This window comes from Hahella sp. NBU794 (genome assembly GCF_050749805.1).
Lineage (GTDB): Bacteria > Pseudomonadota > Gammaproteobacteria > Pseudomonadales > Oleiphilaceae > Hahella.
Window position 1 is genome coordinate 6,108,993 of sequence record NZ_CP192738.1, and the last position, 19,709, is coordinate 6,128,701.

Below are 19,709 nucleotides of genomic sequence, written 5' to 3' on the forward strand. Positions count from 1 at the left end.
GAGGCAAAGCCTCAGCGCGCGCCATGAGCTTGATATTTTTTAGTGAACGCAAAAACGCCCGGGTCTGATTCGCAGCAGAGGCTCCGGGCTAAAAGCTCTAGCCGATACGGGCCTGGCTCTCGATATCGAAGAAAACGGCTTTGGACAGGTCGAGCATCAGGTTCATCTTTTCACCCAGCTTGCCCGCGCTGTCAGGCGCTACACGACAGCTCACTTCCGTGCCGTTCAGATGAATGTGCATAACGGTGTCCGGTCCGGTAGGCTCAACCATATCGATCTCAGCCTCCAGCACCATAACATCGGCTCTCTCCACTTCATGCGGATTCACCTGAGTCACCCTTTCAGGACGCAGACCCAGAGTCACCTGCTTGCCGACGTAGTTAGTCAGGCAGGCTCCGCGCTCGCCCAGAGGCAGACTGTAAGTGCGACCGTCACGGGTAGTGACTTTCGCCACCAGGCCGCCGCCTTCGTTTTGGATCTGCACCGGAATGAAGTTCATCGCGGGAGAGCCCATGAAACCGGCAACGAAAATGTTGGCGGGCTCGTCATAGATCTCTTGCGGGGTGCCGAATTGCTGCACGATGCCGTCTTTCATGACCGCGATGCGGTCCGCCAGGGTCATCGCCTCGATTTGGTCGTGCGTCACGTAAACGATGGTGGTGCCCAGATTCTGGTGCAGCTTTTTGATTTCCGTCCGCATTTCCACCCGCAACTTGGCGTCCAGGTTACTCAGCGGTTCGTCGAACAGATAAATCTTGGGTTTACGCGCCAACGCCCGCCCCATGGCCACACGCTGACGCTGACCGCCGGAAAGCTGGGAAGGCTTGCGGTCCAGCAAATGCTCAATTTGCAGCATTTTCGCCACACGCTCTACTTCAGCCGTGCGCTCGTCTTTTGGCACCTTGCGCATTTCCAAACCGAACGAGATGTTGTCGCGTACGTTCATGCTTGGATACAGCGCATAGCTTTGGAACACCATGGCGATGTCGCGATCTTTCGGGCTACGACCGGACACGTCTTCGCCACCGATCAAAATAGCGCCGTCGGTGATCTCCTCCAGTCCTGCGATGCTGTTCATCAGCGTGGACTTGCCACAGCCGGACGGACCGACAAGGATCAAAAACTCGCCCTTCTCGATGCTGATGTTAATGCCTTTGAGGACTTCCGTTTTACCGCCGTAGGTCTTACGAACGTTTTGAATTTCTAATGCAGCCATTTAAATTAACCTCGAAACTGTCTTTGTTCTTGTGTGAAAGGCGGCGGCGCGCCTAGCCTTTCACAGACCCGGCGGTCAGTCCTCTGACGAAGTATTTGCCGGCCAGTACGTAAACCAATAGTGTGGGCAGACCCGCGATAATCGCCGCCGCCATGTGCACGTTATATTCCTTCACGCCAGTGGAGGTGTTCACCAGGTTGTTCAGTGCAACGGTAATCGGCTGAGTATCGCCGCTGCCGTAGACCACGCCGAACAAGAAGTCGTTCCAGATCTGCGTGGTCTGCCAGATAATGGTCACCACAATGATCGGGCCGGAAATCGGCAGCAGGATACGCCAGAAAATAGTGAAGAAACCTGCCCCGTCCAGCTGCGCCGCTTTAACCAGCTCACCCGGAATATTGATGTAGAAGTTACGGAAAAACAGGGTCGTAAACGCCATACCGTAGACAATGTGCACAAACACCAAACCAGCAGTGGAGTTAGCCAGGCCCAACAACCCCAAGGTCTGCGCCATAGGCAGCAACACTACCTGGAACGGAATAAAGCATCCGAACAACAGTAGGCCGAACAACAGCTCGCTTCCGCGGAATTTCCACTTAGTGAACACATAACCGTTCAGAGCGCCCAGGAATGTGGAGATCAGAACCGCCGGCACAACGATTTGCACGGAGTTCCAGAAGTATCCTTCCACCCCTTCACAGCGAACGCCTGTACAGGCGGTGCTCCAGGCTTTGGACCAAGCGTCAAAGACAAACTCGGTCGGCCAGGAAATCAGGTTGCCGCTACGGATGTCGTCCATTGTTTTGAACGAGGTCAACACCATAACGACCAGGGGCAGCAGGTAAAACAGCGCTGCGGTCAGCAACACGGCGTAGATAAGCCCGCGATTAATACGACTCCAGTTCATGGATGATTGCGCAGTCTGATTAACCATTACGCGACCCTCTCAATTCTGAGTACAGATAGGGAATTAGGATGGCCAACACGCCGCCCAACATCAGCATTGCGCTCGCCGCGCCCAAGCCAATCTGGCTGCGGGTGAATGAGTGCGCGTACATAAAGGTCGCCGGCAAGTCAGTAGAATAGCCAGGGCCGCCGCCTGTCATCGCCGCCACCAAGTCGAAACTCTTGATAGCAATGTGAGACAGAATGATAAAGGCGCTGAAAAACACCGGACGCAGACTCGGCAGAATAATGCGACGATAGATTTTCGGCAGCGTGGCGCCGTCGATTTGAGCCGCTTGAATAATGGAATTATCGATACCGCGCAGCCCCGCCAGGAACATCGCCATCACAAATCCAGATGACTGCCATACGGCGGCGATCACCAGCGTATAAATGGCCATATTCGGGTCGACAATCCAGTCGAAGCTAAAGCTTTCAAACCCTAGATCCCGCACCACTTTTTCCAGACCCAGTCCAGGATTCAGCATCCACTTCCAGGCCGTACCAGTAACGATGAAGGACAACGCCATAGGATACAGATAGACCGTACGGATCGCGCCTTCCTGACGAATCTTCTGGTCCAGCAGTATCGCCAGGGTCACCCCCAGAACCAGGCAGACCAGAATGAACAGTCCACCAAAAATACCCAGGTTGGTGCAAGCCACCAGCCAACGGTCGTTTTCAAACAGCTTTTCGAATTGAAGCAGGCCGACAAAGTCATATGACGGCAGAAAACGCGAATTGGTCATCGACAGGACCGCCGTCCAGATGATGTAGCCATAGATAAAGACCAGCATCATGACGAACGTCGGAGCCAGCACCATTTTTGGCAGCCAGCGCTCCAACCAGGCCAGACCGCCTTTCGCTTTTGCAGTTGCTTCGGGACGATCGTGTGCGCCCATGGATATCGCCCTCATGGTTCCCCTCGTTAAAGGCAAGTTTAGGATAGAGATGGGGGTTGCGCGCGCGAACTGATCTGTTCGCGCGCGCTAAGCCGATTACATTGCTGCTTTTACAGCCTGCGCCAGCTTGTTGACCGCTTCTTTAGCGGACTGACTGTCGTCATTGAAGAAGTTGGTGACGACGTCATAGATAGCGCCCTGGATATAGGACGTGGTGGACATGCCATGCGCCATACTGGGCACCAGATCGCCAGTAGAAGCGGCGGCGTTGAAAGCGTCCATAGATGCTTCCGCGCAGCTGTCGAACTTGTCGCGAGCCATGCCGCTACGTACTGGGATAGAGCCTTTGTTCAGGTTAAAGGTTTCCTGGAAAGTCGGCTCCATGATCAGACGCGCCATAGCGTTCTGTGCTTTCACGTTGTCGTCATTGTTCAGTTTGAACATGGCGAAGCTGTCGATGTTAAACGTGAACTGACCGGAAGTGCCGGGAGCAGGCAGACACATGTAGTCAACGCCTGGCTTTTTACCCGCTGCGGTGAATTCGCCTTTGGCCCAGTCGCCCATTACCTGCATCGCGGCTTTACCGTTGATGACCATGGAAGTGGCGATGTTCCAGTCACGACCGGCTGCATCTTTGTCGATGTATTTACGCATGCTCTTGAAGGTTTCGAAGATCTTAACCATCTTCTCGCTCTTCAGCGTATCAGCGTCGTGCTTAACAAAGGCTTTGTTGTAGAACTCGCTGCCGCCCATGCCCAAAGCGATGGCTTCGAACAGAGTAGCGTCCTGCCATGCCTGACCACCGTGCGCCAGCGGAATGAAGCCAGCTTTCTGAATGGCGTCAGCCGCTGCAGGGAATTCTTCCCAAGTGGTTGGGATGCCTACGCCCGCTTTACGGAACACGTCTGGGTTGGCCCACAGCCAGTTCACCCGGTGCACGTTTACCGGAACAGCAACGTAGTGGTTTTCGTATTTCATGACGTTGGAAACGACGTCTGGGAGCAGTTTGTCCCAGTTCCCGGCTTTGGCGACGGAGTCCAGGTTCGCCAACAGACCGAGGTTCGCCCACTCTTGGATATCCAGCCCTTTGATCTGGGCTGCTGCAGGTGGGTTTCCTGATACGGCTCGTGATTTCAGAACGGTCATGGCGCTTTCCCCGCCACCCCCGGCAACCGCAAAGTCTTTCCAGGTGTGCCCTTCTTTCTCCAACAAGCCTTTCAATACGGCGACAGACGCCGCTTCACCGCCGGAGGTCCACCAGTGGAGAACCTCAACTTCGCCCGCCTGTGCTGAAGTTGCTGCTGCGATGCCAGAAAGAACGATAGGAGCAAGAGCTTTTTTAATTCGTTTCATGACCAAACCTACTGTTTATTGTTGTTTAAATAAAAGGTTCGCCATTCCCGATTGAACAATCCCTGATGGGATATTTTAGGAAGGCTGAAATCCTCTGATTACGCTCAAAGGTTCACTCAGTATAGGGGGGGAAATACGGGGGCGGGGTAAGATAGAGCAACCTAATGTAACAAAACCTTAAAAACCTTGCAGGTTCCCAACGACCACAATTAAGCGGCCATTGGCGGGCACCGGGCCAGACTCAGACTTCCTGATACTGCCTGGGCAGCCAGACTTCCACGACAAAGCCGCCCTGCTCATGGTTTCTGACCTTCAGCCTGCCGCCGTGAGCATGGATAATATTGCGGGCGATGCTCAGTCCCAGGCCAGATCCGCCCGTGTTACGATTGCGGGACTTTTCTAACCTTACGTAAGGTTCGAAAATGCGATCCTGCTCCATTTCCGGAACCCCCGGACCAAAATCCCGCACTGCTACGTGCACGCCTTCATTCACATCTTCCAGAAATACTTCCGCCTGATGCCCGTAGAACAGCGCATTATCAATGATGTTGCTGAATGCTCGCTTGAGCGCCAGCGGCTTGCCCCAGAACGGCTGCTCCAGCACACCGGTCAGCACTACTTTCTTGCGCTGCAGATCCGCGCCTTCGCAAATTTGCTGCAATAAATAGTGTAGATCGATATTCACCGGATTTTCATGGACAGTGGTGTCTTTGACGCACTGCAAGGCGCCATGCACCATGTGATCCAGGTCTTCCAGATCCTGTATGAACTTGCCGCGCAGCTGATCGTCGTCGAGCATTTCCGCCCGTAGTCGCAGACGGGTAATCGGCGTTTTAAGGTCATGGGAGATGGCTGAGAACAGCGTTTCCCGATCCTGAATATAACGCTGAATGCGTTCTTGCATGGCGTTAAAGGTGCGCGCCGCCGCCACAACTTCCGTGCTGCCCTCCTCCGGCAACGGAGGCCGCTCAATGTCCTTGCCTAATTCGTCCGCCGCCCGCGATAGCAACTTCAATGGTCGCGTCAGCCAGCGCACTACGACAAACAGCGACAGCACCACCAGTATCACCGTGATCCCCATGAACCAGAGGCGCTCAGCGGGCAGATAATCGCCTTCAATTAGGCCGTCTGGCGTGGGCAACAGCGTAGCCAGATACAGCCACTCGTCTTTCTCCAATCCTATCTGCACCACCAGAATCGGGGTCTTTTGCGGATGCAACAACAGGCTGTGATGCCCCCATCCCGGCGGCAGATCCAGCAAACGAATATCATTGTTAAAAACATGCAGGGACTCGGCGAAAGAGAACTCGGATATAATCTCTACCTGACGGCCCAGCTCTCGTTGCAGGACAGAGTCCACTTCCTCTAACACCCAGCGCTTCAGGTCCGTGTCCTGCGTCGGGCTGATATTGATCAACTCACTGTTGAAGGTGACGAAAAAGCGCGAACCGCCCATGCGCCGCAACTGATCGAGGACGATATGGCGGTATTCCACTGGTAGGGATTTGAAGAAGCGCACAGTGGAAGCGATGCTGAACGCCAAGTGATTGGACATACTCAGCACATTTTCCTGATTACGGGTCTTAATCTGCGCCACCCAAATCAAGCTGGACAGCGCCTGCGCAGCCAATACGGCGATGACCAGAACAATCACCATTCGCGACAATAAAGAACGCGGAGCCAAGCCCGCCAATCCTCGGCGAGCGCCTCTTTTAATCCCCATATTCGCGCTCAACCGGAACCGCTAAAACATAACCGGAGCCGCGCACGGTCTTGATAAGAGTGGGGTTTTTGGCGTCATCGCCCAGTCGCTGCCGTAACCGGCTCATATGCACGTCGATGCTACGATCCAATGGCGAGCACTCGCGCCCGTGCAGCACGTCGGAAATTTCGTCCCGGCTTAACACTTCATTGCCCTTTTCCAGAAACAGACACAATAAAGTGTAGTCGGCGCCGCTGATGGCGCTCTTGTCGCCGTTAGGTTGCACCAGCATGCGGGATGTAGTGTCCAGCACCAGATTGCCGAAACGATAGATTTTGGGTTGCCCGGAAGGCGCGCTCTGCTTGGGCTGCACCCGACGCAGGATCGCTTTCATCCGCGCCAGCAACTCTCGAGGATTGAAAGGTTTGGCAATATAGTCGTCTGCCCCCATTTCGAGACCGACGATACGATCCGTGTCATCCGCATTAGCGGTCAACATGATGATGGGAACCGTGGACGACTTACGCAGACGCTGGCAGATAATAAAGCCATCATCGCCAGGCAGCATGATGTCCAGAATAATCAGATCCGGCGTCTCACCCTCCAGCAGCCTGAATAGCGTCTCGCCATCCTCAGCCGGAGATACGTCAAAACCGTTTTTGGAAAGATACTGGCTCAGCAATTGCCGAATTTCCAAATCGTCGTCCACAACGACTATATGCTTGTTTTTGTGGGTCATCGCTGCTTAAAACTTAACCTCGTAAACTGAGCGCGATCATAACACAAAATTATCGCCGGCCCAGTTGTGATTGTACTTGTGTCGCATGCTTCAGTTGCGGACAGTCATTACTCACTTTTTGGCCATAATCTGTATAATTCGCGCTCTTTTCGTCAAACCAGCCCTTTGCGGAGCTTCCATGTACGTGTTTCTGGATTTCTTTGGTATCGCTGTATTCGCCATTTCCGGCGCGCTTGTCGCCGGACACAAGAAACTGGACGTTTTCGGCGTGCTTGTAGTGGCCCTGGTAACCTGTCTCGGCGGCGGCACCCTGCGCGATCTCGTGCTGAACGCTCACCCTGTCGTCTGGATCGCCAACACAACCTATCTTGGCGTGGGCATTATTTCCGCCCTCGCCACGTTCGTACTGGTCAGGCTCAAACGCATCCCTCTTCATATGCTGGAAGTCTGCGACGCCATTGGACTGGCTTTTTTCACGATCGCCGGCACGCAAAAAGCGCAGGCGCTGGGCCACAGCTTCGAAATTTGCCTGTTGATGGGCATCATGACTGGCGTTGCAGGCGGTGTTTTACGCGATATTATCTGTAACGAAATCCCGCTGATTTTCCATCGCGAAATCTACGCTACGCCAGCCATCGCCGGCTCATTTCTATACCTGACTTTGAGCTACTTCAGCATAGACTCGGATGTCGCCGCGTTGTCAGGAATGGCGGTCACACTGGCGTCACGGCTTGCCGGCGTGTACTTCAATATCAGCTTGCCCGCGTTTCTTTTTTCTGAAGACGAACAGGAAACGCCCAAACCGGAGTAGGCTCAATATGCTCAGGCTTCAGAAAGGCTTGAATCCGCCGCTCCGGCGTATGATTATGCTTTTCTGATCGCCAGCGCATTCAATATCCAAGGAGTATGCCCATGCATGAGTACTGGACTGAGTTTCTTACCGTCGCCCTCGCCCACCTATTGGCTGTCGCCAGCCCCGGACCGGACTTCGCCGTGGTGATGCGCCAAAGCCTGTGTCGAGGACTGAAACCCGCATTATGGACCAGTACGGGGATTGGCTCAGGCATACTTCTACACATCACTTATTCATTATTGGGTATTGGCCTGCTGATTTCTCAGTCCGTGGTCGCCTTCAACGTATTGAAGTGGATTGGCGCCGCTTATTTAATCTGGGTGGGCTTCCAGTGTTTGCGCGCCAAACCTCAAGCGCCATCTGACGAACCGCTGCAACAAACACTGCCTAGTGAGTCCGCATGGCAGGCGTTTCGTCTGGGCTTTTTAACCAACGTGCTTAACCCTAAAGCCACTTTGTTCTTTGTCGCCTTGTTTTCCGTCGTGATCAGCCCGGATACGCCCAAGTGGATTCAGGGTATTTATGGCGGCTGGATGTTCGTGGCCACTACGCTGTGGTTCTGCGGTTTCAGTTTCTTCCTTTCTGGAGAGCGCGTACGCAGAGTATTCCAGCGCTGTTCACACTGGATTGAGCGAGTGATGGGAGTCGTGTTATTTGGTCTCGCGGCCAGACTGTTCGCCGCGACCCGGGACTAAGGCGCATTAATACTGCCTAAAGTCCGCTAGAAGAAGCACAGAAAGGCGAGCGGGAAATCTCGCCTCTCTGGCCTCGACGCTACTATTAAGCGCCAAGGCGTACACAGAGTTTTTAATTCCCGATTCTTACTTGGCTGGCAACTGTCCATACAGATCAGTCAGCAAACGCTCCGTTTCATCCCAACCAATGCAACCATCCGTGATTGAGACGCCATACTGCAGCGGTCTGTCAGGATGTACTTTCTGAGTTCCTTCTTGCAGATAACTTTCCAGCATGACGCCCATGACCGTGGAGCTACCTGTTTTCAACTGACGCACGACTTCATTCAGCACTTTGGACTGGTTACGGAAATCTTTCCGGCTGTTGTCGTGGCTGCAGTCCACCATCAAACGCACGGGAAGGCCGTGTTTTTCCAGCGCTTCACTGTACTCTCTTACGCTATCTTCATCATAGTTAGGTTTTCCTCTGCCGCCGCGCAACACTAAGTGAACGTGGGGGTTGCCGAGGGTTTTGCGCATTTGGGGGCGTCCGCAGGTGGACAAGGTGGGGTAACAGTGGGGAGAGCGGCTGGATTGCATGGCTTGTATCGCCACTTCCACTCCGCCGTCCGTTCCGTTCTTGAATCCGACTGCGGAGGTCAGGCCGCTGGCCATCTCTCTGTGCAATTGACTCTCTGTGGTGCGAGCGCCAATTGCTGTCCAGGACACCAAATCCTGCAAGTAGTCCGACACAATCGGACTCAACGCCTCAGTCGCCAAAGGCAGACCGAGATGCGCCAGTTCAACCATCAGCCTTCTGGCTTTGTCCAAGCCGTAAGCCATATGGTGAGAACCGTCCAGCAGAGGGTCATACACCAGACCTTTCCAGCCGACGGTAGTGCGAGGCTTTTCTACGTAGGCGCGCATAACGATTTGCATGCGGTCGTCCAATTGCGGCTTCAGTTCAGCCAAGCGGCGACCGTACTCCAGCACGCCATCGGTGTCGTGTACGGAGCAAGGTCCGACAACGACCAACAGACGCGGGTCATCGCCGTGCACAATATTATTGATGGCTGTCCGCGCATTCTCCAGCTGTGTGGCCAGGTACGCGTTAACGGGATAGCGGTGCCGAAGTTGATTGGCGGAGGGCAGGATATCGCCCATCGGCTGTATTGGTGGCTCCATATGTTTCAATGTCTCGTCGATAACTGCTCTTGCCTTGATTCCCATCGACTTTACGCCGGATTCTTTGACTGTCGCTGCCTGGTTCATTGGTTCTCTCCCGATATTACTCTGTGTCTGCGTTCGATTCGTAAGTTAAAGATTCAGTTTTAAAATCAATAACTAAATCGAGACTGACACCACCATCTAGGCAGAAAGCGACCGCACACATCACTATGTTGAAGCGCCGGCGCCGGTTCCCTGTCCTCTTTAGTATACGACTGATTACCCGTCATGACCTTACCCTGTTGATTACCTGTTTGCTTCAATCCAACTGCCAACGACACCTTGTTGATTCGCAGCTTCCAGTCTCGCGAGGGTATAAAAAAAGCCCCGGAGACGTTTGCCTTCGGAGCTTCTTTGAGAGTTCTTCCGGAAGGCAGCTTCGTTAAACGCGCCTTCCTGTAACCTAAGTATGCGGGGGCTCGTTAACGATGGTTATAAAAATAAAACCAAAAATGCCAACCGCTAAAATACGCACGAACGCCAGCAACCGCTGCGTTGCCGGAGAAAGATTTGAAAATGTTGAGAGTGTTGTGCGTATTCATGGACTAAATACTAACCTGCGGTTTTAACAAAAAGCAACTGCAAACGGGAAAAAAGTTCGAAGGCGCCAATAACGCCTCCCTTTCGACGCCTTACACCACCTGCCCCAACTGCCTTAACTTCTTCTTCAGTGCCTCGTTTTCCTCCTGCAGCGCCTCCAGACGCGCCTCCAAATCCGTAATCCTCGCCTTGTAGGCGGAGATGTTGCCAGAGTCAGAAGGAGTCGCCGCTTCTACCGGCTCTATGTCGCTGCTGAACATGTGCATGTAACGCGACTCTCTCTTGCCCGGCTCACGGGGCAACATCGCGACCAGTGGTCCCTGCTTGTGTTCCAGTAGCCGTTTCAGCGTCGCCTCTACAGCCAGGACATCGGTGAACTCCGCCATTCTGCTGGCGCGCGAACGCAGCTCTCCCGGCGTTTGCGCGCCCCGGAGCAGGAGTTCACATACCACCGCGACTTGCTGCGCATCCAGCTTAAGTTCGCCAAACTCTGTGTTACAGAAACGATGATGGTACTTCTCCACCCGACTTCCATAACCGCTGCCTTTCACCAGGTCCTTACGCTGCAACGCTTCCAGAGTCTGGCGGACAGTCGCTTCGTCCAGTTCCAGCACCGGATGGCGGTTGCTTTTCTGATTACAGGCGTTCACCAGCGCATTCAACGACAACGGATATTGGTCCGGCGTAGTGATTTCTTTTTCCAGCAACACCCCGACCACACGGGTTTCATACAATGTCAGATCTTTTTTCATTTCCCCTCTCCTTACCCGTTATCGACCACTGATTTCAAATTATTGGTATCCCTGGCTGCGTAGATGGGCCAGTAGTATGCGTTTGGCTTCATTGATTTTCGCCGCCAGATAATTACTGCCGCCGCGATCAGGGTGAAACTTCTGCATCAATCGGCGATGCGCCTCCACGACCTCATCTTCACTCAAATCATGATCCGTCAGGCCAAGCACGTCTTTGGCGTCAGCCAGCGTCATGGCCTCATCATGGGTTGGTACGTTATCCACATCGTCCACGGAGAACTGGGTCCGCCAATGCACGCCATAGACTCGTTCAAAATAGGTCTCCAGAATCTCAATGGAGTCTTGATAATCTCTCACTGCTGAGCGGTAGAGAGTCGCCAAGCTGCTTACGTCCATCGCTTGCAGGTTCCGCCCGGAGTAACGGCCCGCCAGGACGTCTCCATCCATCTTGCCGCTGCGGTGATCCAGCGTCATGCGCAGCAGGCTGGTTTCGATGCTGGATTGCCCATCGCCTCCCGCCACAGAGTCACGTCCGGCGTTGAAAAGTTTGCGCAGCAGGGGCAACCACTGCAAGACGGATGGAAGACGTTTGAACAGCAACAGGAGCGCCGCAAACAAAGCCGCGATAAAATTCAACCGGCCAGTCACCACCAGCAATAGAATAACGACTCCGCCAATACCCAGTGCGAGATAGGTCAGATTTTTCTTTCTTTTTTCCGGCGGAGCCTGAAATACATGCTGCAGCAGCCAGAAAAAAATTAAAGCCAGCAAGAACCCCAATATCAGTTGCACTTCTCTTTCCTTATTATCGCCGCCATGTCAGGGCGTTTTGGTATCTATTTTCGGCCCGGGGAGTTGTCACCTCAATTCCAGCAAACGAGGGCCGCCTCGACGACTGTAGGCCTCCAATGCAGGCAGGCCGCCACGCACATACTCGGCAACAGCGCCGAGCAGCTCCTTTAGCTGTTCTGCGCTACCTTCGTCAAATCGACACCAAGCGCCGCCGGAGAGTCTGGCGATATCTTTGTACACTGCTTCCACGCCCGCATCACAGCCTTCCTGAAACATAAAGATCGGCGCGCCGATAATGCCAAGCTCCCCCGCTTGTCTCAATAATCCGGAAGCATCTTCTTCTAACGCATCGCCGACAAACACCAATGCCTGAACTTTGCGTTTTAAAGACTCGGACTTTCCGTGCGCCAGCACTCGGCCAATCTGTGTTTGGCCCGCCATACAATATACGGAGGTCATCGCCCGCACCAAGGCATTTGCGTCTGTCACCCAATCAGAACAATTAAACTCTTTGAGTCCTCGATAATAGACAAACTGTACCTGCAGCCCCGTCGCGTTTCCGACGCTAAGAAACATTTCCGCCTGCAGATGACTCGCCTGATCCCAGAGCCGCTGACGGCTCATCGTGGCGTCGACTGCGAATATAAGACGGCCGCTCCCATGAGCGTGCGCCAAGGGCGTCGTTTTGACCTTTTGCAGAAAGTGCTGGGTCGCCTGTTTGCTTGCTGGCGGCGCATTCGGTCTCGCTGGCGTTTTATTCATCTCATTGCCTCCGCAAACCGATTCTCTGTTAAATATACTAAAAAGTATTGCAGGTTAAGCGCTTAAGCGGCGACGCCAACGGCAAAATTAATGTTATCCTGGACGCTTCACCCACAAACTATTAGAAAACTGGACGGGAAGTCCTTAGAGTACATGCTTTTCTATTTCCAAGCGCCAACGCACCCGGCGACGCCCCAGGCCTGCGCAGTCAGAGTCAGTCTGAGCACGCAGCGTCGCGCTTTTCGTCCGGCACATAGTTACGAGGTTCAAGGTGATTGTCTATCAAGGTCATGAGGGCGCTTACTCCCATCTGGCGTGTAAGCAAGTATTTCCCGATCGCGAAGCGCGGGCTTGCGGCTCATTTCGCGCAGCCATGGAAGAAGTGGAGCAAGGCAAAGCGGAACTGGCGATGATCCCTCTGGAAAACTCCACCGCAGGACGCGTGGAGGAGATTTACCGCTTGATTCCACAAATGAGCCTGCATATTCAGGAAGAGCACTTCGAAGCCGTAAACCACTGCCTCATGGCGCTTCCTGGGGCGCGCCTGCAAGATCTGTGCGTTGTCGGCTCACATCCCCAGGCGCTGGCGCAATGCGCCGATCACGTTCGCGAGCTGGGACTGAACCCAGTCGCCACGCTGGATACCGCCGGCGCAGCCCTGGAAGTCAGCCAGAGCGGCGATAAAACTAAAGCCGCCATCGCGTCCAGCCTGGCGGCTGAGCTGTACGGGCTGGAGATTCTGAAAGAGAATTTTCAGGATAAAACCGGCAATACCACTCGCTTTATTATCCTGTCCCACGAAAACAGACTCCCTCCCCTTGAGCCAGGAGTGAAGTACATCACCTCCCTGCTCTTCCGGGTGCGCAATATTCCCGCCGCGTTGTACAAGGCCCTGGGCGGGTTCGCCACCAACGGCGTCAATCTGGTGAAACTGGAGAGCTACATGCCGGGCGGCACTTTGAACGCCAGTCAGTTCCATGTGGACATTGAGGGACACATCGACTCGCCGAACATGAAGCTGGCCTTGGAAGAGCTGACTTTCTTCGCCGAGGATATTCGCATGCTGGGCACATATCGGGCTCACTCCATGCGCGCCAGCCGCAGCTTTCACGACTAACGCTCCCGGCCCGGCGCTCGCCTGCGCGACGGGCCATCCATTACTCTTATCAAGGTGATTGAACACATGACACATTCCCTACACGACATTTCAACGTTCGCGGTGGATCTGGCGTTGCAGGCCGGCGAGTTAATGGAAAAAGAGCAGCGCAACGCAGAATATGAAACCAGCTTCAAAAATCACCAGGAGCTGGTGACTTCCGTTGACCTGAAAGTCGATGAGCTGATACACAAACGCATCCGCGCCAACTATCCGGATCACGCCATTTTGTCGGAAGAGAATATGTCCGACATAAGCAAAGTCGGCGACCTCAACGGCCCATTGTGGGTCATCGACCCCATCGACGGCACCGTCAATTTCGCCCACGGCCATTATCAGGTGGCGGTATCCATCGCCTATTTTGAAAGAGGCGAAGCGCAAATCGGCGTGGTGCACTGTCCGTTTCAGAAAGAAGCCTTTCACGCCATGCGCGGCCAGTATTCGCTGCGCAATCACAAGCCGATCCAGGTCAGCGGCGCCACCAATTTGCGACAAGCGCTGGTGGCAACCGGCTTTCCTTACGATAAAAGTCGATTGCCGGAGCTGATTCAACGATTGCAGGCGGTGATGATGGAGTGCCAGGATATTCGCCGTATCGGCTCGGCGGCGCTGGATATCTGTTGGGTGGCCATGGGACGTCTGGACGCTTACTACGAAACCGTCAGCCCTTGGGACTGCGCAGCAGCGCGCCTGATCGCCCAGGAAGCGGGCGCAAGTTGCGGCAATTTGACAGTGGCGCCGGAAGGCATGCCAGAAGAATTAAACAGCAAGGATTTGCTCATCGCCAGCCCTGCGTTGTATCAGCCTTTAGCGGACATTCTGCTAAAAACCCTGTAAACCGTCTGCTTTAATGTTCTTTGCCCGCTGGCGGCTCAGCCCCACCAGCGGGTTTCTCGTAATCCCCGTCACGCATGGCGCGCATGTACTGATCCCAAATACCCTCTCGCTTTAACTCGCCCAACTGTTTGTTGAAGACTTTCAATAGCTCAGGACTGGCGGGGTTATCTCGCGGAAAAATAAGGTGCAGGGTTTTAGTGTGAATTGGTCTGGGGTGGTGGGTCAGTAACTCTTTCTGATGCGGGTACATGTGACGAACCGTGCTGTAACCGACTTCTTTATCTTGAGGAAACAGCTTAATGCGCCCCATCAGCAGCAATTGCATGTTTTTTTCATCACTGGCGATACGTTTCACCATCAGTTCGCCGCTACTCTCCGACTTTTCAAAAGCCTCTCCATAGTAATAGCCTAGTGTAGCGCCGATTGAATATCCTTTCAGATCAGAGAGCTTCTCCCACTGAACAGGCACCTCTTTCAGGTGAAAGAACACCTGCTCGCCACTAACCAAAGGATTGCTGCAATAGAATTCCTGCTCGCGATCCGGTGAGCAATAGTAAGGCATGGTCGCATCCCAAACGCCATCCTTGACCAGCTGGTACCCCCTCGCCCAGGGAAAATTCTGAAACTTCACCTGATAACCCGCGCGGTTAAAAGCGGTCGTGATGATGTGACCCAAAGCGCCCCAGTATGGCTGAGTCTCACTGACGTAAGGCAGCCATTCACCGGTGGCGATGCGGACCATTTTATCCTTTTCAGCAGGCGCTTCCGCACCCATCGCCGGTCCGGCGAATCCCAACCACAAAGCAAACACGCTGCATAATGCAGCGTGCAATCGATAAAAACCCGTCACTGGCGATTTCCAAAAACCTGTATTTGGTTGTACTTATGGCGGGAGAGTGTACCACGCAGCCCATTACATTCTTGTACAATAGTCTCAGTCCAGCCCAAAGTAATCCATAACCCGTTTGTACTACAAACGAACAATAGGAGCGCTTCGGGCTCACTTTAACATAGTTAAAAGAATAGCTGCTTTCAAACGAACAGGTGTTGGGAGATAAAACCCCAGTGCTCATCCCAGCCTTGCAGTGGATCGATGCGGAAGCCGGAACGGATAAAGCGATGCATGTTCCCTTCGATCAGACTCAGAAAGAGTTGTGCGCTGTCTAGTTGAGTCAACTGGGTGCGTTGACCATGCAGCACGTCCCCATCCCGCAGCATACTGCGAAACTCGGTTTCCAAACGTTCGAAGAAAGAGGCTGCGCGAGCGCGCAATTTATCTTTTTCTCCTTGCAGCGCATCGCCGAGCAACAGGCGGCACATGCCGGGATTGCGTTGTGCGAAGGTCAGGCACAACAAGACAGATTTATTGATTTTCTGGGCGGTGCTGATTTCCTCAGAACGGATCAGCTTGATGCGGGAAAAAATGCTCTCTTCAATAAACTCAAACAATCCCTCGAACATCCTCCCTTTACTGGGGAAGTGCCGATACAAAGCGGCTTCCGAAACGCCGACTGTCTTCGCCAGCTTGGCCGTGGTAATGCGCTCCCCCGGCTCGTCCTGCAGCATTTGCGCGAGGCATTGCAGAATTTGTTCTTTACGATTGTTCCGATCTTTACTCATTTTTCCCAGGTTCTCCTTGGTCAAATACAACACAACCAAACTACGGATCTAGATAGCGCGGTGCGTTGGTTCCCTTATAACGCCCGCTCACGCCTGCCCCATTTCAGGCGTATCGCTTCAGCTCCCCAAATCAGCCATCCCAGAATAAAGGCCATGCCTCCGGTGGGTATGAATCCATTGGGGAAACTGAACTGCAATAAAGTCTTGGCGTACAGTCCGCCACAGAACAAAACAAGCCCTGCGACGAAAAAGGCCGCCACAATACCATAAGCCTTACGCGACCAAAATCCCCGTGACAGCGCCAGAATGATCAGTCCCATCGCATGGAGCGAGTGGTAGCGCACAGCTGTTTCAAAACTGCCTGTCGCCTCTGGATGAAAATGCGCGACCAAATGCGCGCCGACTGCGCCCATGGCCACTGACAGCCCCATCAGAATCAGGCCGGCCGCCAGAATACCCGAGCCGCCATGTTTATCTTCCTCACGCATGCGCCACCTCGATCATTTCCATTGTATCCAGATTGACGGCGCGCAAGGTTCCTCCCCATACGCACCCCGTGTCCAACGCCACAAACCGGGCCCGTCCGGTATGTCCTTGCAACGCCGCCCAATGACCAAACAGAATCGTCGTGTCGTCTTGTCTTGGATAGCTGAACCAGGGCGCATACCCCGGCGGGGCGGTTTCAATCTTTTCTTTGTGCTTGAACTCAAGACCGCCGTCTGCATCCAGAAAGCGCATGCGCGTGAAATAGTTGGTAATACAACGCAAGCGCTCCAGCCCAGTCAGGTCATCCCGCCAGCAGGCCGGTTCATTGCCGTACATATTTTGAAAGTAGGATTTAGCGTCAGGGCCGCGTAACGCCTGCTGCAATTCCTCCGCCAAGGTTAACGCCTGGGAGACGTCCCATTGCGGCGGCAAGCCAGCATGGCTCATGAAGATATTACGGTCGGAGTCATAGTAGGCGAGCGGATGACGTAACAACCATTGCATCAGCTCTTCACAGTCCGGCGCTTGCAGAATACTTTGAAAGGTATCTTTGCGTTTTACCTTTTCACCGCCGTAATACACCGCCAGAGCATGCAGGTCGTGATTGCCAAGCACGCTAAGCGCGCTGTCGCCCAGGCTTTTAATGTAACGCAGACATTCCAGAGACTGCGGCCCCCGGTTGATCAGATCCCCGGCAAACCAGAGCGAATCCACTGCAGGATCAAAGCTCAATTTATCCAGTAAGCGTTGTAAGGGCTCAAAACAGCCCTGTATGTCTCCGATTGCATAAGTCGCCATAACCAGGAGTCACATCTGTGCCGTTGTTTAAGGAAGCCCGTTGATCGGCGCAAGAGCGCCTAATGCAGAACGCGGGGCGCGGCGAGTATAAAGCGGGGAATCTCCGCGTTGAACAGATGACCATCGTCAGCCAGCATCTCGTAATGCCCTTCCATCGCGCCAACTTCCGTATCCAGTACACAGCCGCTGGAATATTCATAGCTCGCGCCCGGTTGAATCACCGGCTGCTGTCCCACCACGCCGTCACCGGTGACTTCCTGCTCCTTGTTGTCGCCATCAATGATCAGCCAACGCCGCCGCAACAGCTGCGCCGCACTCGCGCCTTCATTAAGGATAGTGATGTGGTAGGCGAACACAAAGCGGTTATTGTCCGGGTCGGATTGTGACGCGATAAACTGCGTGCGCACAGTTACCCGAATATCGTACAAAGACGTCTCACTCATCTGCCTGGTCCCTTATGCTCAGCGGATTACACGCTGGCGCTGATATTCTTATGATTCGTTTTCCAGCGGGTGATCATATACATAGTCCGCGATTCTCACAAACTCAGGCAAACCCAGTCGTTCCGGCCGGAGTTGTGGGTCAATGTCCAGCGATTGCAGCGCGTCTACGGTAATCAACTGCTTGAGCGTATTGCGCAGGGTCTTACGGCGCATCGCGAACGCCTGACGCACCACCGAGGTCAGCGTCGCGACATCCTTGCAGACCAAGGGCGGCTCCGTGTAAGGCGTCAATCTGACGATAGCCGACCAGACTTTGGGCGCAGGCTGAAAGGCGCCTGGACCAACGTTAAACAAAGACTCCACTTTGCAGTAATACTGCGCCATGACGCCCAGACGTCCGTATGCGTCCTCGCCAGGCTTCGCAGCCAGACGATCCACCACTTCCTTCTGCAGCATGAAGTACATATCCTGCACTAACCCACGAAAAGTCAGCAGATGGAAAATCAGCGGCGTGGAAATGTTGTACGGCAGATTGCCGACCAGGCGCATTGGCCGTTTCGGCGTGGCCAGTTGCGTGAAGTCGAATTTCAGCGCATCGGCCTCAATAACATTGAACTGCGGATAATTAAAAAACTTTGTACGCAGAATGGGCGTCAGGTCCCGGTCCAGCTCCACCGCCGTCACGGAACCGCCGCTCTTCAGCAGCTCTTCCGTCAAGGCGCCCAGCCCCGGCCCGATTTCCACCAGATTCTGATCCGGCTTGGGATTGATGGACCGCACGATGCGATCAATGACCCCCCGATCATGCAGGAAGTTCTGCCCAAAACGCTTACGCGCCTGATGCCCGATGTTCTCGTTATGCCTTCCCATGAATGTTTCCCCGACTGCGCTCAACCATATTAATTGCGTATTCCAAAGCGGTTTCCAGACTGCCGCCGTCCGCCTTACCCGTCCCGGCGAGATCCAGCGCAGTGCCGTGATCAACGGAGGTACGGATAAAGGGCAGGCCCAGTGTAATGTTCGCGGCGCGCCCGAAGCCCTGGTACTTCAACACCGGTAAACCCTGATCGTGATACATGGCCAGCACGGCGTCACCCGTCTCCAGGACTTTCGGCGTAAACAGGGTGTCCGCCGGCAACGGGCCAATGAGGTTCATCCCCTGGCTGCGTAACCGCTCCAGCGCTGGCTGGATAATGTCAATTTCCTCTCGCCCCATATGGCCGCCCTCGCCCGCATGGGGATTAAGGCCCGCCACGATGATGCGCGGATCAGCAATGCCGAACTTGTATCGCAGATCTTTGTGCAGGACAGTGATCACCCGCTCCAGGCGTTCGTCCGTAATGCTGCGGGCGACCTGCGACAATGGCAGATGGGTTGTGACCAGCGCCACTTTCATCGCATCCGAGGCCAGCATCATCACTACTTGCGACACATTGCTGAGCTGCTGCAAGTACTCGGTGTGTCCAGAAAAGGCGACGCCCGCGTCATTGATTACACCCTTGTGCACCGGCGCAGTGACCATGGCGTCGAATTCCCGCTGCAGACAGCCAGTAATGGCCCGACGCAAGGTATTCAATACATATTGGGAGTTGGCGGGATTCAGTTCGCCTTGAGTCACTGGCGCGCCGCAAGAGACGGGCGCCACCAGCGCAGATCCCGGCTGACGAGCATGAGGCGGACTATCATCCCCCGGCGAATAGATGGCCACTTGCAGCGGCAGCCCCAGGCTTTCAGCCCGCTTGAGCAGCACTTCCGGGTCGCACACAAACACCAAATCGGCCGGCCAGCTCTTTTGCGCCAGGGCGACGCAGATATCCGGTCCGATGCCCGCCGGTTCTCCCGGGGTGATCGCTATTTTCAACGTCTGGCTCCTGTCCGTCGCCGTCAGTAGCGCCTCCCTGGGAGAGGAAGC

Annotated in this window: 21 protein-coding genes; 4 read left to right on the forward strand and 17 right to left on the reverse strand. The window is 54.4% G+C overall.

Annotated features, from left to right (window positions below):
- Positions 1-97: 97 nt before the first annotated feature.
- The 6 genes from ACQYWX_RS26660 to ACQYWX_RS26685 all read right to left on the reverse strand — a co-directional run bounded on the left by ACQYWX_RS26660 (position 98) and on the right by ACQYWX_RS26685 (position 6,857).
- Positions 98-1,216: an ABC transporter ATP-binding protein gene (locus ACQYWX_RS26660; protein WP_216737635.1), complete on the reverse strand. Its 1,119-nt coding sequence runs from the start codon at positions 1,214-1,216 to the stop codon at positions 98-100.
- Positions 1,217-1,268: 52 nt separating this feature from the next.
- On the reverse strand, positions 1,269-2,150 hold the full coding sequence (locus ACQYWX_RS26665) for a carbohydrate ABC transporter permease (protein WP_431686954.1): 882 nt from the start codon (positions 2,148-2,150) through the stop codon (positions 1,269-1,271).
- Complete coding sequence (locus ACQYWX_RS26670; RefSeq protein ID WP_253938412.1) at positions 2,143-3,063, reverse strand: carbohydrate ABC transporter permease; 921 nt, start codon at positions 3,061-3,063, stop codon at positions 2,143-2,145. The genes ACQYWX_RS26665 and ACQYWX_RS26670 overlap by 8 nt, the downstream gene beginning before the upstream one ends.
- A gap of 96 nt (positions 3,064-3,159) precedes the next feature.
- Positions 3,160-4,416: an ABC transporter substrate-binding protein gene (locus ACQYWX_RS26675; protein ID WP_216737638.1), complete on the reverse strand. Its 1,257-nt coding sequence runs from the start codon at positions 4,414-4,416 to the stop codon at positions 3,160-3,162.
- Positions 4,417-4,657: 241 nt separating this feature from the next.
- The gene (locus ACQYWX_RS26680; RefSeq protein ID WP_216737639.1) at positions 4,658-6,139 is read right to left on the reverse strand and encodes an ATP-binding protein; all 1,482 of its coding nucleotides are present in this window, start codon (positions 6,137-6,139) and stop codon (positions 4,658-4,660) included.
- A complete protein-coding gene (locus ACQYWX_RS26685; protein ID WP_431686955.1) occupies positions 6,129-6,857 on the reverse strand; it encodes a response regulator in 729 nt (242 codons plus the stop codon). The genes ACQYWX_RS26680 and ACQYWX_RS26685 overlap by 11 nt, the downstream gene beginning before the upstream one ends.
- Before the next feature lie 178 nt (positions 6,858-7,035).
- Here ACQYWX_RS26685 and ACQYWX_RS26690 point away from each other — a divergent pair, with 178 nt between their 5' ends.
- Together ACQYWX_RS26690 and ACQYWX_RS26695 are read left to right on the forward strand one after the other, a co-directional pair.
- Positions 7,036-7,668 (forward strand): trimeric intracellular cation channel family protein, encoded by a 633-nt coding sequence (locus ACQYWX_RS26690; RefSeq protein ID WP_216737641.1) that lies wholly within the window; start codon positions 7,036-7,038, stop codon positions 7,666-7,668.
- 101 nt (positions 7,669-7,769) lie between these two features.
- Positions 7,770-8,405, forward strand: a complete 636-nt coding sequence (locus ACQYWX_RS26695) for a LysE family translocator (RefSeq protein ID WP_279506137.1) — start codon at positions 7,770-7,772, stop codon at positions 8,403-8,405.
- Between the two features lie 126 nt (positions 8,406-8,531).
- Here ACQYWX_RS26695 and ACQYWX_RS26700 read toward each other — a convergent pair whose 3' ends face one another.
- The 4 genes from ACQYWX_RS26700 to ACQYWX_RS26715 all read right to left on the reverse strand — a co-directional run bounded on the left by ACQYWX_RS26700 (position 8,532) and on the right by ACQYWX_RS26715 (position 12,457).
- A complete protein-coding gene (locus tag ACQYWX_RS26700) occupies positions 8,532-9,656 on the reverse strand; it encodes a 3-deoxy-7-phosphoheptulonate synthase (RefSeq protein ID WP_253938413.1) in 1,125 nt (374 codons plus the stop codon).
- Positions 9,657-10,243: 587 nt separating this feature from the next.
- Positions 10,244-10,903 carry a YceH family protein gene (locus ACQYWX_RS26705; protein ID WP_431686956.1) on the reverse strand — a complete coding sequence of 220 codons (660 nt, stop codon included), beginning with the start codon at positions 10,901-10,903 and terminating at the stop codon, positions 10,244-10,246.
- A 39-nt stretch (positions 10,904-10,942) separates the two neighbouring features.
- A complete protein-coding gene (locus tag ACQYWX_RS26710; protein WP_431686957.1) occupies positions 10,943-11,695 on the reverse strand; it encodes a molecular chaperone DnaJ in 753 nt (250 codons plus the stop codon).
- 66 nt (positions 11,696-11,761) lie between these two features.
- Complete coding sequence (locus ACQYWX_RS26715) at positions 11,762-12,457, reverse strand: VWA domain-containing protein (RefSeq protein ID WP_431686958.1); 696 nt, start codon at positions 12,455-12,457, stop codon at positions 11,762-11,764.
- A gap of 271 nt (positions 12,458-12,728) precedes the next feature.
- Here ACQYWX_RS26715 and ACQYWX_RS26720 point away from each other — a divergent pair, with 271 nt between their 5' ends.
- Together ACQYWX_RS26720 and ACQYWX_RS26725 are read left to right on the forward strand one after the other, a co-directional pair.
- The gene (locus ACQYWX_RS26720) at positions 12,729-13,574 is read left to right on the forward strand and encodes a prephenate dehydratase (RefSeq protein ID WP_431686959.1); all 846 of its coding nucleotides are present in this window, start codon (positions 12,729-12,731) and stop codon (positions 13,572-13,574) included.
- Between the two features lie 66 nt (positions 13,575-13,640).
- Entirely contained in the window at positions 13,641-14,450 is an 810-nt protein-coding gene (locus tag ACQYWX_RS26725; protein ID WP_431686960.1) for an inositol monophosphatase family protein, read from the forward strand.
- 10 nt (positions 14,451-14,460) lie between these two features.
- On the opposite strand, the gene ACQYWX_RS26730 is transcribed toward ACQYWX_RS26725, so the two are convergent.
- The 7 genes from ACQYWX_RS26730 to pdxA all read right to left on the reverse strand — a co-directional run bounded on the left by ACQYWX_RS26730 (position 14,461) and on the right by pdxA (position 19,658).
- Complete coding sequence (locus tag ACQYWX_RS26730; RefSeq protein ID WP_431686961.1) at positions 14,461-15,300, reverse strand: substrate-binding periplasmic protein; 840 nt, start codon at positions 15,298-15,300, stop codon at positions 14,461-14,463.
- Between the two features lie 182 nt (positions 15,301-15,482).
- Positions 15,483-16,070: a nucleoid occlusion factor SlmA gene (gene slmA, locus ACQYWX_RS26735; protein WP_011399804.1), complete on the reverse strand. Its 588-nt coding sequence runs from the start codon at positions 16,068-16,070 to the stop codon at positions 15,483-15,485.
- A 74-nt stretch (positions 16,071-16,144) separates the two neighbouring features.
- Complete coding sequence (locus ACQYWX_RS26740) at positions 16,145-16,558, reverse strand: DUF423 domain-containing protein (protein WP_431686962.1); 414 nt, start codon at positions 16,556-16,558, stop codon at positions 16,145-16,147.
- Positions 16,551-17,354 carry a symmetrical bis(5'-nucleosyl)-tetraphosphatase gene (locus ACQYWX_RS26745; RefSeq protein WP_431686963.1) on the reverse strand — a complete coding sequence of 268 codons (804 nt, stop codon included), beginning with the start codon at positions 17,352-17,354 and terminating at the stop codon, positions 16,551-16,553. The genes ACQYWX_RS26740 and ACQYWX_RS26745 overlap by 8 nt, the downstream gene beginning before the upstream one ends.
- Positions 17,355-17,413: 59 nt before the next feature.
- A complete protein-coding gene (gene apaG, locus ACQYWX_RS26750; protein WP_431686964.1) occupies positions 17,414-17,797 on the reverse strand; it encodes a Co2+/Mg2+ efflux protein ApaG in 384 nt (127 codons plus the stop codon).
- 48 nt (positions 17,798-17,845) lie between these two features.
- Positions 17,846-18,667, reverse strand: a complete 822-nt coding sequence (gene rsmA, locus ACQYWX_RS26755) for a 16S rRNA (adenine(1518)-N(6)/adenine(1519)-N(6))-dimethyltransferase RsmA (protein WP_431686965.1) — start codon at positions 18,665-18,667, stop codon at positions 17,846-17,848.
- On the reverse strand, positions 18,654-19,658 hold the full coding sequence (gene pdxA / locus ACQYWX_RS26760) for a 4-hydroxythreonine-4-phosphate dehydrogenase PdxA (protein ID WP_431686966.1): 1,005 nt from the start codon (positions 19,656-19,658) through the stop codon (positions 18,654-18,656). The genes rsmA and pdxA overlap by 14 nt, the downstream gene beginning before the upstream one ends.
- Positions 19,659-19,709: the final 51 nt, after the last annotated feature.